We start from the raw sequence: 14,101 nt of genomic DNA, 5'->3' as shown, positions 1-14,101 counted from the left end.
TTAAATGAAAAGTAGGATTATAATATCAGAAACCTTTGATCCAGCATATAATCTAGGGCTTGAAGAATATTTAATTGAAACTGGTGAAGATATCCTATATCTATGGCAGAATGATAATACCATAGTTATAGGTAGAAACCAGAATCCCTATAGGGAATGCAATATAAATAAGATGAAGGAAGACGGTATAAAGCTAGTTAGGCGTAGAAGCGGTGGAGGGGCTGTCTTTCATGATATGGGAAATTTAAATTTTACTATTATATCAAAGAAACATGAGAAAAATATAGAAGAGAATTTCCAATTGGTTAATAAAGCCCTTAGCTATGAAAATATAGAATCTGTTTTCAATGGAAGAAATGATCTCCATGTAGATAACAAGAAAATATCTGGAAATGCATTCTATGAAGATGAGAAGATTTTCTGCCATCATGGAACCCTTTTAATAGATGTGGATATGGATAAATTATCTTCCTATTTAACTGCTTCTAAGTTAAAGTTAAAGTCTAAAGGGATAGAATCTGTTAAGTCTAGGGTTATAAATTTAAAAGAGATAAATTCTGATATTAGTGTAGAGAAGATCAAAGCTGCATTGATTAAGGCATATGAAAAAGATCATGAAGTATCTGAAATTGAATACTTTACCAAAGAAACTATGGAAGAAAATCCAGACCTTATGAAGAAGATACAACGTTATAACTCTTGGGAATGGATCTATGGAGAAAGTCCTAAATCTAATGTCTACTTCGATAGAAAATTCAGATGGGGGATAATAGAGTTTGAATTTTATATAAGTTCTGGAAAAATAAAAGAATCCAAAATATCTTCAGATAGTATAATAAATGAAGATTTCCAAGCCCTTTCACAGGCCTTTATTGGGAGAGATTTTAAGAAAGAAGAAGGTATCAAAGTTATTGAGGAAAATGTAGAGTCGGAAGAAATAAGAAGAGATTTAATTGAAGCAATTAAAAATATATAGAAAAAACTCCTATGGTTAAAACTTTTAACTATAGGAGTTTTTTATGTATTAGTGTAGGCAGCCAACTTAGACATTTCTATCGACAGGAAAATGTTGAAATGATAATATAAAATTATAGAATTTATTTAAAATATTTTAAACAGGCGGTGTTTGTCAATGTTAATGAAAAATGAAAGAGAACAGATAGTAGAATATGGGAAAAAGCTTATTGATGCCAATCTTACAAAAGGAACAGGAGGGAACCTAAGTATCTTCAACAGGGAAAAACAACTTATGGCTATTAGTCCTTCAGGAATAGATTATTTTAAAATAAAACCAGAAGATGTTGTTATATTAGATTTGGAAGGCAATAAAGTAGATGGAGATAAATCACCTTCATCTGAATATGAAATGCATCGCATATTTTATGAAAATAGAAGGGATATAGATGCTATTATACATACCCATACCATGTATGCTACTACAATTGCATGTTTAAACTGGGAATTACCTCCAGTTCACTATATGGTGGCATTGGCAGGTTTAAATGTAAGATGTGCTAAATATGCTACCTATGGAACTAAAGAATTAGCTGAAAATGCCTTTGAAGCTATGAAAGATAGAAATGCTGTACTATTAGCAAACCATGGATTATTAGCTGGAGCAAAGGATTTGGCAAATGCTTTTAATATAACGGAAGAAATTGAATACTGTGCAGAGCTATATTATAGAACAAAATGTATAGGAGAGCCAGTGATTCTTTCAGAAGAAGAGATGACTTTAATGTTAGATAAATTCAAAACTTATGGTCAAGTAAAATAAAAAAATGGAGGGTTTTTATGAAAGATGAAAAATATATAAACGAAAAGGGAGAGAAAGAAGAGAAGGAAGATGATAAATTGTCAATAGGGATAGCTCTAGGATTGGCTTTTGGAACAACCTTTGGTATTTTAATGGATAATATTAGTATAGGAATATGCATTGGATTATCCATCGGTTTAGCTTTAGGCACTATATCAGATAAAAATAAAAAATAAATATTAAATAATAAAAAGGATGAGAAGCTAAAATGCCAATCATCCTTTTTATTATTTAAAAACTAACAATTTTTTTGATGGTAGATTGTCAAGTCTATGACTATCTTCGTAGTTTTTCAATATATTTATAAAATCATTCATTACTGAATCTATAAATTTATCCTTATGATAGACAATTTTAAAGGTTCTATCTAATAGATTTTTGGAACATCTGAATATGGTGATGTCTCCATTTAATATTTCTTCTTCAATTAGTCTAATGGATATAACCGATGCAAAATTGTTTATTAGTATAGCATTTTTTATGGAACCAGGACAATTACTTTGTAATACTACATTGATAGGGATTTTACTTTTTTGTATATAGTCTTCAAATAGCTCCCTAGTGCCACTCCCTTTTTCTCTAAAGACAAAGTTGGTGTTTTTAAGATCTTCAATTGTAAGCTCCTCTTTCTTAGCTAGTTTATGTTTTGAATTACATGCAAGTACTAAAGAATCTTTTAAAAAAGGTATGCTTATTAGATTAGGGTCACTTATATTGCCTTCAATCATGGCTATATCTAGTTCAGATGTTAGAAGTTTTTCTTCGATTACTTTAGTATTGCTGATACAAGATGATATATGAATATCTGGATATACTTCTTTAATATCATTTATAGCGTATGGCAATATGCAATTTCCTATTGTAATGGTAGCTCCTATGCTGAGACTCTTTTTTGAAGACATTTCCAACATTCTTTTTTCAATATTATCAAATTCAGTAAGGATATTTTTAGCATATTTTAATAGTTTTTCACCTGCATCTGTTATGTAGAGTTTTTTTCCTAATCGCTCAAATAGCAGAACTTCATAATGTTCTTCTAACTCTTTTATTGCTTGGCTAACAGTTGGTTGGGATAAGAAAAGTTGGTCAGCAGCATCACACATTTTACCTACAGTAGCTACTGCAACAAATATTCTCAGGTGTCGAATGGTCAAAAAATCTCCCCCTTTCAATATGGGAAACGTTCAACTTTTATGATAGGTTTTACCTATTGATATGATAAGATAATACCATTTTACTAAAAAATTAACAAGTGTTATACTCAAATTAGTAGAATAATTAACAGAGTTTTTGTAATATTAATTATTTTCCTTAAAAAATATAAGAGGTGGTCGAATGAAGATTCTCATAATCGGAGGAGTAGCAGCAGGAACAAAAGTTGCTGCAAAACTTAAAAGAGAGAATAGAGGTTATGATGTAAAGTTATTTACAGATAGTAAAGATATTTCTTATGCAGGTTGCGGATTACCTTATTACGTAGGACAAGTGATTAAAGATAAGGAAGAGTTAATAGTTAATACTCCAGAAAGCTTTTCAGAATTGACTGGAGTGGAAGTGTTTACAGAAACTAAGGTTACTAAGATTAATCCAGAAGATAAGACTATTGAAGTTACAGATTTAAACACTAATGAAAATAAAGAATATACATACGATAAATTGGTTATAGCTACAGGGGCAAGTCCAATTAAACCACCATTAGAAGGTATGGAGCTAGATGGAATCTTTTTTATGAGGACCCCAGAAGATGCTATAACTTTAAGAGAAGAAATAGAAGAATTGAAACCTAGAAGGGCTACAGTAGTAGGCGGAGGATTTATAGGGTTAGAAGTTGCAGAAAATTTAGCAGCTCAGGGAATAATCACTACTGTAATAGATATGGCAGAAACTATCCCACCAGGATTTGATAAAGAAATGACAGACTATATATTAAATCATCTATTTGAAAATAGGATAATGGTATTTACAGGTACTAAACTAGAATCTATTATTGGTGAAAATGGTCGAGTTAAACAAGTGAAAACTGATAGAAATAAGATGAATACAGATTTAGTTGTTCTATCTATTGGTATAAGAGCAAATACTAAATTTTTAGATGGTACTGGCATAGATTTGATGCCAAATGGAACAGTAAAAGTTAATGAATATTTAGAAACCAATATACCAGATATATATGCAGTTGGAGATTGTGCAACAGTATCCAATAGAATTACGAAGAAACCAGCTTGGTCACCTATGGGTTCTACAGCTAATATTTCTGGCAGGATTGCGGCTATGAATATAAATGGAAAAGAGAAGAAGTATAGTGGGGCTTTAGGAACAGCAGTAGCACAATTACCAGGTTTAAACATTGGTAGGACTGGACTTACAGAAGATGAGGCTAAAAGTATGGGATATGATGCTATTAGTGTAGTAACAGTAGTAGATGATAAGGCACACTATTTTCCTGGTTCATCAGCTTTTATAATAAAGATGACAGCAGATAAAAATACAAAGAAACTTTTAGGACTTCAAGTTTTAGGTTTAGATCGTTCAGCAGTAGATAAAATTGTAGATATTGCAGTGACAGCTATATCTTTAGATGGTAGCTTAGAAGATATAAAAGATTTAGATTTGGCTTATGCACCACCTTTCTCAACAGCAATCCATCCTTTTGCACATACTGTAAATGTATTGTTAAATAAAATATCTGGTGATTTTGTAACGGCTACACCAAGAGAGTTTGCCAACGGAGACTTTGATGATTATAAATTAATAGATGCAAGTATAACCCCAAAGTTGTCTAATGCCACTTATGTAGATTTACCTAAGGTAAATGGTGAGATAAAAGGCTTTGATAAAGATGATAAGATGTTGATTTGTTGTGATAAAGGAAAGAGGGCCTATTTACTACAAAACAGATTAAAGCATTATGGATATGAAAATACAGTAGTCCTTGAAGGTGGAAGTATATTAAATAATATTAAATAGTTTTAAAACTATTAAAATAAAGGGGGATTTATAATGGCAAGTTTGACTATTAGTCCAGAAGAGCAAAAGAGAGTAAAGGCATTAGGTTTTTTAGCTAATAAGGGAACTGATGAGTTTTCAGCTAGAATTATAACTGTTAATGGAAAAATAAGTGCAAAGCAATTACAATGTATAGCTGAAGCAGCAGAAAAATATGGCGATGGCACTATAACATTTACATCAAGATTGACAATAGAATGTCCAGGAGTTCCATTTGATAAAATTGAAGACTTTAGAGAATATATAGCTAAAGAAGGACTTTTAACTGGAGGAACTGGTTCCAAGATAAGACCAGTAGTTTCATGTAAAGGTACTACTTGTCAATATGGTTTAGTAGATACTTTTGATGTAACTGAAGAGATACACAATGAATTTTACTTAAATTGGCATGATGTTTTAACACCTCACAAATTTAAAATAGGTATGAGTGGATGTCCAAATAGCTGTATTAAACCAGACCTTAATGACTTAGGTATAATTGGACAATTAGAGCCTAATTATGATCCAGAAATGTGTATGGGCTGTGCTAGATGTAGTGTTGAAGAAGTTTGTCCTATGGATGCAGCAAAGGTTGTAGATGGAAAGTTAGAAATTGATAAGGAACTATGCAATAACTGTGGTCTATGTGTAGGAAAATGTCATTTCGATGCTATACCAGATGGAGAAACTGGATATAAGGTTACTCTAGGCGGTATGTGGGGTAAAAGAAAAAATCAAGGTAAACCAATAAGTAAGATGTTGAGAAGTAAGGAAGAAATAATGGATGTAATTGAGAAAACTATGTTAATATATAGAGAACAAGGGGATACTGGTGAGCGTTTAGCAGATACTCTTGAAAGAATGGGTTTTGAAGAGTTTGAAAAACAATTATATAATGATGAAATATTAGAAAGAAAAGAAGAAATACTTGCTGCTAAACTACACGTTAAAGGTGGAGCTACTTGCTAATATTGAATCTATTGTTAAAAAATACTATTGGGGAATTTCCCTAGTAGTATTTTTTTATTTACATAATTTTTTATGGTAAAATAGTATTAATGTTTCTATCAGGAGGAATATAAATGTCAAAAAAATTAGAACAATTGGATATGGAATATGTAGATGCAATAATGATAATAGATCATACGGGAAAAATAGTTTATTCTGTACGATATAATCCTAGATTTGATGATGAATCGAAGTTAGAAGATTTTAAGGATATTATAGATAAAAATATTCTTGAAGTATATCCAACTTTAGATGTAGAAGAAAGTACTATAATTAATTGTTTAAAACATGGTATTCCTAAATATGAGGACAATCAAGTATTCTATGATTACAAGGGCAGAGTTTACAATACCCAAAATTTAACTCTACCTATTATTAAAAGTGGTAAAATCCTTGGAGCTATAGAGATATCTAAAGATATAACTAGGATAGAAGAATTATCAGATAAAAACAAAAAAAGTATTCAAATACCATCAAAAGAGAATAATAAAAATAATAGGATTATTGCTAAATACAATTTTGAGGATATTTTAACTAAAAATGAAGAAATGAAAGAGAATATACATAAATGTAAAATGGTAGCTAATAGTATTTCTTCAGTTTTAGTATATGGAGAAACAGGAACTGGAAAGGAGTTATTTGTTCAGTCAATACACAATTATAGCTGTAGAAAAAACAAACCTTTTATTGCACAAAACTGTGCGGCATTACCTGAAAGTTTATTTGAATCTATACTATTTGGTTCAGTAAAAGGTGCTTTTACAGGTGCTATAGACAAGGCTGGATTATTTGAGCAAGCTAATGGAGGGACATTGTTTTTAGACGAGATAAACTCTATGCCTATCAATCTTCAGGCAAAACTTTTAAGGGTTTTACAAGATGGATATGTAAGGAGAGTTGGAGATTCAAAGGATAGGAAAGTAGATGTAAGGATTATGGCTGCTATGAATGAAGAGCCAATGGAAGCTTTAGATAAAGGGCATATAAGGGAAGATTTACTTTATAGATTGAACGTAGTAAGTATAAAGTTAGTTCCATTAAGAGAAAGAAAAGAAGATATTTCCCTTTATGTGAATTTATTTATAAAACAATATAATCAGAAGCTTGATAAAAATGTTAGTGGCATATCAAAGGAAGTTGAAAGACTTTTTTATGAGTATAATTGGCCAGGTAATGTAAGAGAACTTCAACATATAATAGAAGCTTCTATAAATATGGTAGATAAAGGTCTAATAGAAGTTAGACATTTGCCTATATATTTAAGTGAAAATATAGAAAATAGAGATTTAAAAGATAATATAGACGAAGTAAAACCTCTTAATGAAGCGATAGAAGAATTAGAAAAAAGGATGATAGTAAATTCATTAAAGAAAACAGATGGGAATATTTCTAAAGCTAGTAACTATTTAAGTATTCCAAGACAGACCCTTCATTATAAGATAAATAAATATAATATAGATGTAAATAAATATGTAAAATAATAGACAGGTTATTGTCGAATATAGACAGAAACCTGTCTATTATTTTAGGAGTAGCTTATTGAATGGCTTATAGCCATTATGATTTTTCATTTGAAAAATCATAATGTAGTTAAAACCCTATAAAATAGGGGGAATAGGAAGATAAATGGTAAATAGAAGATAAAAAGTAAAATAGTAGTGACAGAAATATGTCGCTTTTTCTGTTTTCTAGACAATAGGCTTAGGAAAATGATTTCACAGGAAGTCATTGATAAATACATATCTTAAGTAGATATTTCAAAGTTGGCATTACCTTTGCAGTATATAATATTGAATTGAAAAAACAACAAAATAAAAGGAGGTTATGTAATGGATCCAGCAACAAGCTACGGTATATTATCTTTATTGCCACCGTTGGTAGCAGTTGTTCTAGCTTTTATTACAAGGGATGCAGTGTTTTCATTGTTGATAGGGATTTTAGTAGGAATAGGTGTAACAGGACAAAATATTTTATTTGGTTTTACTGGATTAGTTCAAGACGCATTAGGAAATGCAGATTTTATATGGGTTGTTTGTATTGAAGTTTTTGTAGGTATTATGGTTGCTTATTTTCAAAAATCTGGTGCTATTGATGCCTTTACTAAAAAAATAAGCAAAAGGAATATTAATGCAGTAGGAGCTCAAGTAATATCTTGGCTACTTGGAATATTTATTTTCTTTAGTGACTATTTTAGTCCATTATATGTAGGGACTGTAATGAAAGGAATTACAGATAAAGCTAGAGTATCTAGGGAAAAGCTTTCCTATATATGTAGTTCTACATCTGCTCCAGTATGTACATTGATACCGTTTTCAGCATGGGGAGTTTATGAAGCAGGTTTACTTGTAGGATTAGGAGCATTTGCAGATAAGACTATAGCAACAAATGCAGTAGTAAAAATGGTTCCTTATAATTTCTATGGAATCATATCTATAGCTTTAGTAGGACTTATAGCTATGGGAATTGTACCAGATTTTGGACCTATGAGAAAAGCAGAAAAGAGAGCAAGGGAAACAGGAAAGGTTATTGCTGATGGTGCAAAACCAATGTTAGGTAAGGAATTGGAACAAATCAAACCTAACGAAGGTGTAGAAGCTAATCTTTTAATAAATTTCTTTGGACCAGCTGTAATAATAATAGGAGTTACTTTAGGAACTTATTTAGTAACAGGAAATGCTAAAACTCTTGAAGGGTTTATTGCAGCAGTAGTATTCCAATTTGTAACTATGCTTTTTCAAAAGATGGCTACAGTACAAGAACTTGAGGAGCAATAACAAATATTCTTTCATCATTGGCATCAGGTTCAGACCATATGGATCATGTTAAAACCCAAATGCCTTATGCACTAACTGCAGCAGTTGTAAGTTGTATATTATATTTAATACTTGGTTTTGTACTATAAAATTAAATTTTTATATATGAGGAGGAGTAGAAATGATAGCAGGTATAGCAAAAGAGATAAAAAATAACGAATATAGGGTAGCTTGTACTCCAAATGGGGTTAAGGAATTTGTTAAAAGAGGACATACTGTTTTAGTAGAAAAAGATGCAGGTATAGGAAGTGGATTTTCAAATGAAGAATATATAGCTCAAGGTGCAGAAATAGTTGAAACTGCAGAAGAACTATATAAGAGATCAGAACTTATCTACAAGGTTAAAGAGATATTAGAAGAAGAATATAAATATCTAAGAGAAGATTTAATAGTATTTACTTATATTCACTCAAATGCTCATAGAGAACAAACAGATAAATTCCTAGAAAGCAAAGCAATAGGAATTGCATATGAAGATGTTTATGATAGAAATGGAGGATTCCCACTACTTAAACCTATGAGCGAAATAGCTGGAAAAGGTGGATTTATAGCAGCACTTAACTTCTCTCAAAGTATCCATGGTGGAAATGGTCTAATGCTTGCTAGAGTTCATGGAGTAAGAACACCGGAGATTACAATAATAGGTGCAGGAAATGCAGGTCTTGGAGCAGCAGAACTTGCAGCAGCTTTTGGAAATAAGGTAACTATTTTAGATGTAAATACAGATAATTTAGAACATGCAAAACATATATTGCCTCCAAATGTAGAATTACTTTATTCTGATGAACAAAATCTAATTAATTGTTTGAAGAGAACAGATGTACTTATGAACTGTATACTATGGCCAAAATGGAGAACAGATCATTTAGTTTCAAGAGAAATGTTAAAACTTATAAAACCAAATTCATTAATTGTTGACGTTTCATGTGATGACAATGGAGCTATAGAAACTTCAAGATCTACAAGCCATGATGATCCAGTATATGTAGAGGAAGGTATAACCCATTATGTAGTTGACAATATACCAGCAGCATTCCCACAAACTTCTACATATTCACTATGTAATGCTACACTACCTTTTGCATTACAAATTGCAGATAAAGGTGTTAAACAAGCATTGATTGATAATAAATATTTAAGAAGAGGTCTTACTTCTTATGAAGGACAATTGACATTAGAAGAAACAGGTAAAAAACAAGATAGGCCATATATCTCTCCAGAAAAAGCATTAGGTATGGAGGATTAGAAAAAAATCTCTCTGTTTTACGAAACAGGGAGATTTTTATATTTTAAAAATAAATTATTTTTTGGATGAAGAAAAATATATAAGAAAACTATTCTTTACTATTAAATGAATAAATATATTAAAATGTACTGTAATGTTTATGATATAGTGAATATTCAAAAATACTTTTATAAATTCCATTGACAGACATAAACAATATTGATATTATAATTATAGATAAATTAATCGTTACTCATATAATTCTCAGAATAGGGCTGAGAAGTTTCTACTAATGACCGTAAATCATTTAGCTATGAGTGAAAGTGTGCCTAGGGTTCCGAAGAATAATTCTTGTCTGGACCGAGCGGTACAAGTATTGGACAGCCAATACTACACCGAGGGGGGAAAAGCCCGGACGGGTAGGTTTCACTAGAGCCTGCCCGTTCGGGCTTTAAAATTTTTAAGGAGGGTTTTCCTGTGGAGAATATTAAAAAATTGTTTGTAGAGAAGAAAATTGGATTCGATATAGAAGCAAAAAAGCTTTATAGAGATTTAAAAGAAAATCTTAATATTGAAGGATTGGAAAATGTTAGAATACTAAACTATTACCAAATTGGAAATATTTCTGAAGAGGAATATAAGGAAGCTGTAAATACTATTTTCTCAGAGCCAAATATAGATTTAGTATATGAAAAGAGTTTTCCTTTAGCTGAAGATGAATCTTATTTTAGAGTAGAATATCTTCCAGGACAATATGATCAAAGAGCAGACTCAGCAGTACAATGTTTAGAAATACTTACAGAAAAAAGTGGATATAAAGTAGGCAGTTCTAAAGTGATAGTTCTTCAAGGGAAAATTGGAAATAATGAATTAGAAAAAATTAAAGATTATCATATAAATAGTGTTGAATGTAGAGAAGTTCCACTAGAATTAGAAACTCTAGAAGTAGAGTGGGAAGTGGCAAAGAAAGTAGAAGTAGTTGAAGGATTTTTAGATAAAACTAAGGAAGAGTTGGAAAGTTTAAGAGATGAAATAGGATTTGCTATGGACATTGGAGACTTGCTATTTTGTCAAGAATACTTTAAGAATACAGAAAAAAGAAATCCTACTATAACAGAGTTAAAGGTAATAGATACTTATTGGTCAGACCATTGTAGACATACAACTTTCAATACTAGGATTGAAAATATAGATATTGAAGAAGGATTCTATAGCTCTATATTTGAAAAGGCTATTAAAGAATATTTAACTACTAGAGAATATGTATATGAGGACAGAGAAAAACCAGTTTCTTTAATGGATATGGGCACTATAATGGGGAAAAACCTTTCAAAGAAAGGACTACTTGATGATTTAGAAAAGTCAGAAGAAATAAATGCAGCAAGTATTGAAATAGATGTAGATGTAGACGGCAAAATTGAAAAATGGCTATTGATGTTTAAGAACGAAACCCACAACCATCCAACAGAAATAGAACCTTTTGGTGGTGCAGCAACTTGTCTTGGTGGAGCTATTAGAGACCCACTTTCAGGAAGAAGTTATGTATATCAAGCTATGAGAATAACAGGCAGTGGAAATCCAAGACAGAAAATTGAAGATACATTACAAGGAAAATTACCTCAAAGAAGAATAACTATAGATGCTATGAAAGGATATAGTTCTTATGGAAATCAAATTGGAGTTTCTACTGGATATGTAAGAGAGATTTATGACAATGGATATATTGCAAAGAGGATGGAAGTAGGAGCTGTACTTGGAGCAAGCCCTAAGGAAAATGTAATAAGGAAGAGACCTGAAAATGGAGACTTAGTGTTATTGGTAGGTGGAAGAACAGGAAGAGATGGGTTGGGAGGAGCAGTAGGCTCATCAAAGGAACATGATGAAGAATCACTATATACTTGTGGCTCAGAAGTTCAGAAAGGAAATCCTCCAATAGAAAGAAAAATTCAAAGACTTTTTAGAAAACCAGAAGTAAGTAAAATGATTAAAAGATGTAATGACTTTGGAGCAGGTGGAGTTTCAGTAGCTATTGGAGAATTGGCAGATGGACTTTATATAGACTTAGACAAAGTACCTAAAAAATATGAAGGATTAGACGGAACGGAAATAGCTCTTTCTGAATCTCAAGAAAGAATGGCAGTAGTTATAGATAGGGAAGATTTAGAAGAGTTCAAGAAATATACAGAAGAAGAAAATGTAGAGATGACTGTAGTAGCTAATGTTACAGATACAGATAGGCTTGTAATGGAATGGGAAGGGGATACTATAGTAGATATTTCAAGAAAGTTCTTAGATACAAATGGAACTGAGAAATTTACTAAAGTATTTGTAGAACAGCCTATGGAAGACAGTTATTTAAAGGATATACCACAGGAAGTAGAAGAAAACTTAGATGATATTAAGACAGCTTGGACTTTAAATATGAAGGATTTAAATACAGCTAGTCAAAAAGGATTGGTAGAGAAATTTGATAATACTATAGGTTGTGGAACTGTTCATATGCCTCTTGGTGGAGAGTATAGACAGACTCCAATAGAAGGAATGGTATCTAAGATTCCTGTACTAGAAGGAGAAACCAATACTTGTTCAATAATGACTTATGGATTTGATCCAAAACTTTCAAAATGGAGTCCTTTCCATGGTGGACTTTATGCAGTAATTGAATCTGTAGCAAAGATTGTGGCTATAGGTGGAGATTATAAAAAGACTAGACTGACTTTTCAAGAGTATTTTGAAAAACTAGGTGAAGATGAAAGAAGATGGGGGAAACCTTTTAGTGCTGTATTAGGAGCTTTTGTAGCCCAAAAGGAACTTAATATTCCTAGTATTGGAGGAAAAGATAGTATGTCAGGTACTTTCAACGATTTAGATGTTCCTCCAACCCTTATATCTTTTGCAGTAAATGTAGGAAAGGCAGATAAGGTAGTTTCTCCAGAGTTTAAGAAAAATGGAAGCTTTGTAATATTACTTCCACTAGATATAGATGAAAAAGGAATGCCAAACTTTGAACAGATGGACAGAAACTATAGCAGAATATATGAACTAATAGAAGATGGAAAAGTACTTTCTGCTTCAACAGTTAAAATAGGCGGAATTGGCAGAAGTATTTCAGAAATGTGCTTTGGAAATAAAATTGGATTTAGATTCAATGAAGATGTAGATAAAAAAGAACTATTTACTCCTAAATATGGTTCTATAATACTTGAAATAGATAAATCGGAAAATATTAAAAAAATATTTGAAGGTGTGGATTTTGAAGTACTTGGAGCTACTCATGCTGGAGAATATATTGAAATTTCCCAGGAAAAAATAGATTTAGATAAATTAATGGCTGAATGGGAAGAACCATTAGAAGATATATTCCCAATAAAAGCAGAGGCAGAAGAAAAGGATGTTGACATTAGATATACTAATGGACCAAAGGTTAATTTTGAAGGTAGACTTGGTAAGCCAAGAGTATTTATTCCCGTATTTCCAGGAACAAACTGTGAATGGGATACAGAAAGAGCTTTTAAAAAGGCTGGAGGAGCAGTAGAAACCTTTGTATTTAGAAATCTAAACAAGGAAGATATTAAATATTCTATAGAAGAAATGGTAAAATTTATAAATCAGTCTCAAATAATTGCTATTCCTGGAGGGTTTAGTGGTGGAGATGAACCTGATGGATCTGGTAAGTTTATAGCTACAGTATTTAGAAATCCATATGTAAAAGAAGCTACAATGAATCTTCTTGAAAAAAGAGATGGACTTATTTTAGGTATATGTAACGGATTTCAAGCGCTTATAAAGCTAGGACTTTTACCTTATGGAGAAATAAGGGACATAGATGAAAATTCACCAACCCTTACTTTTAATAGTATAGGAAGCCATGTTTCTACTATGGCAAAAACAGAAATAGTTTCAAATCTTTCACCTTGGTTTAGCAATACTAAAGTAGGAGAAGTATATACAATGCCTATTTCTCATGGTGAGGGAAGGTTTGTTGCAAATGAAGCTGAATTAGAAAAACTTATAAGAAATGGTCAAATAGCTACTAGATATGTAGATTTCAATCCAAATGGTTCATTATTAGGAGTAGAAGCTATAACAAGTCCTGATGGTAGGGTTTTAGGTAAGATGGGCCATTCAGAAAGAATAGGAAAAAATATTTGTAAAAATATTCCGGGAGAAAAAGATCAAAGGATATTTGAAGCAGGAGTAGGATATTTTAGATAATTGGCTTAGCCAATTATCTAAAATATTACAAATAACAAA

Annotated in this window: 11 protein-coding genes and 1 riboswitch; of the genes, 10 read left to right on the top strand and 1 reads right to left on the bottom strand. The window is 31.4% G+C overall.

Going from position 1 to position 14,101, the window contains the following annotated elements:
• Window positions 1–4: 4 nt before the first annotated feature.
• The 3 genes from FYJ27_RS09885 to FYJ27_RS09875 all read left to right on the top strand — a co-directional run bounded on the left by FYJ27_RS09885 (window position 5) and on the right by FYJ27_RS09875 (window position 1,992).
• Window positions 5–976, top strand: coding sequence for a lipoate--protein ligase (locus FYJ27_RS09885; protein WP_154484685.1), 972 nt, complete (start codon window positions 5–7; stop codon window positions 974–976).
• A 156-nt stretch (window positions 977–1,132) separates the two neighbouring features.
• On the top strand, window positions 1,133–1,777 hold the full coding sequence (locus tag FYJ27_RS09880; RefSeq protein ID WP_154484684.1) for an L-fuculose-phosphate aldolase: 645 nt from the start codon (window positions 1,133–1,135) through the stop codon (window positions 1,775–1,777).
• Between the two features lie 17 nt (window positions 1,778–1,794).
• Window positions 1,795–1,992, top strand: coding sequence for a hypothetical protein (locus tag FYJ27_RS09875; RefSeq protein ID WP_154484683.1), 198 nt, complete (start codon window positions 1,795–1,797; stop codon window positions 1,990–1,992).
• Between the two features lie 51 nt (window positions 1,993–2,043).
• Here the strand turns inward: FYJ27_RS09875 and FYJ27_RS09870 are convergent, their stop codons facing one another.
• Complete coding sequence (locus tag FYJ27_RS09870; RefSeq protein WP_154484682.1) at window positions 2,044–2,970, bottom strand: LysR family transcriptional regulator; 927 nt, start codon at window positions 2,968–2,970, stop codon at window positions 2,044–2,046.
• A gap of 181 nt (window positions 2,971–3,151) precedes the next feature.
• Between FYJ27_RS09870 and FYJ27_RS09865 the strand changes: the two genes are divergently transcribed.
• From FYJ27_RS09865 to FYJ27_RS09835, 7 genes are all read left to right on the top strand, one after another.
• A complete protein-coding gene (locus FYJ27_RS09865) occupies window positions 3,152–4,783 on the top strand; it encodes an FAD-dependent oxidoreductase (protein WP_154484681.1) in 1,632 nt (543 codons plus the stop codon).
• A 33-nt stretch (window positions 4,784–4,816) separates the two neighbouring features.
• Window positions 4,817–5,770, top strand: a complete 954-nt coding sequence (locus FYJ27_RS09860; protein WP_154484680.1) for a 4Fe-4S binding protein — start codon at window positions 4,817–4,819, stop codon at window positions 5,768–5,770.
• 113 nt (window positions 5,771–5,883) lie between these two features.
• Window positions 5,884–7,290 (top strand): sigma-54 interaction domain-containing protein, encoded by a 1,407-nt coding sequence (locus FYJ27_RS09855; protein WP_154484679.1) that lies wholly within the window; start codon window positions 5,884–5,886, stop codon window positions 7,288–7,290.
• A 348-nt stretch (window positions 7,291–7,638) separates the two neighbouring features.
• Window positions 7,639–8,583 carry a Na+/H+ antiporter NhaC family protein gene (locus tag FYJ27_RS09850; RefSeq protein WP_154484678.1) on the top strand — a complete coding sequence of 315 codons (945 nt, stop codon included), beginning with the start codon at window positions 7,639–7,641 and terminating at the stop codon, window positions 8,581–8,583.
• Complete coding sequence (locus FYJ27_RS09845) at window positions 8,580–8,711, top strand: Na+/H+ antiporter NhaC family protein (RefSeq protein ID WP_326831075.1); 132 nt, start codon at window positions 8,580–8,582, stop codon at window positions 8,709–8,711. Before FYJ27_RS09850 ends, FYJ27_RS09845 begins: the two co-directional genes overlap by 4 nt.
• Before the next feature lie 32 nt (window positions 8,712–8,743).
• Window positions 8,744–9,868 (top strand): alanine dehydrogenase, encoded by a 1,125-nt coding sequence (locus FYJ27_RS09840; protein ID WP_154484676.1) that lies wholly within the window; start codon window positions 8,744–8,746, stop codon window positions 9,866–9,868.
• A 212-nt stretch (window positions 9,869–10,080) separates the two neighbouring features.
• Window positions 10,081–10,181: riboswitch (purine riboswitch) on the top strand.
• 143 nt (window positions 10,182–10,324) lie between these two features.
• Complete coding sequence (locus FYJ27_RS09835) at window positions 10,325–14,062, top strand: phosphoribosylformylglycinamidine synthase (RefSeq protein ID WP_326831074.1); 3,738 nt, start codon at window positions 10,325–10,327, stop codon at window positions 14,060–14,062.
• The last annotated feature ends 39 nt before the right edge of the window (window positions 14,063–14,101 follow it).

Origin of the sequence: Anaerosalibacter bizertensis, from assembly GCF_009696605.1 — a bacterium.
Lineage (GTDB): Bacteria > Bacillota > Clostridia > Tissierellales > Sporanaerobacteraceae > Anaerosalibacter > Anaerosalibacter bizertensis.
Note: the sequence above shows the minus strand (reverse complement) of the source record. Positions and strands in the feature narration are given on the sequence as shown.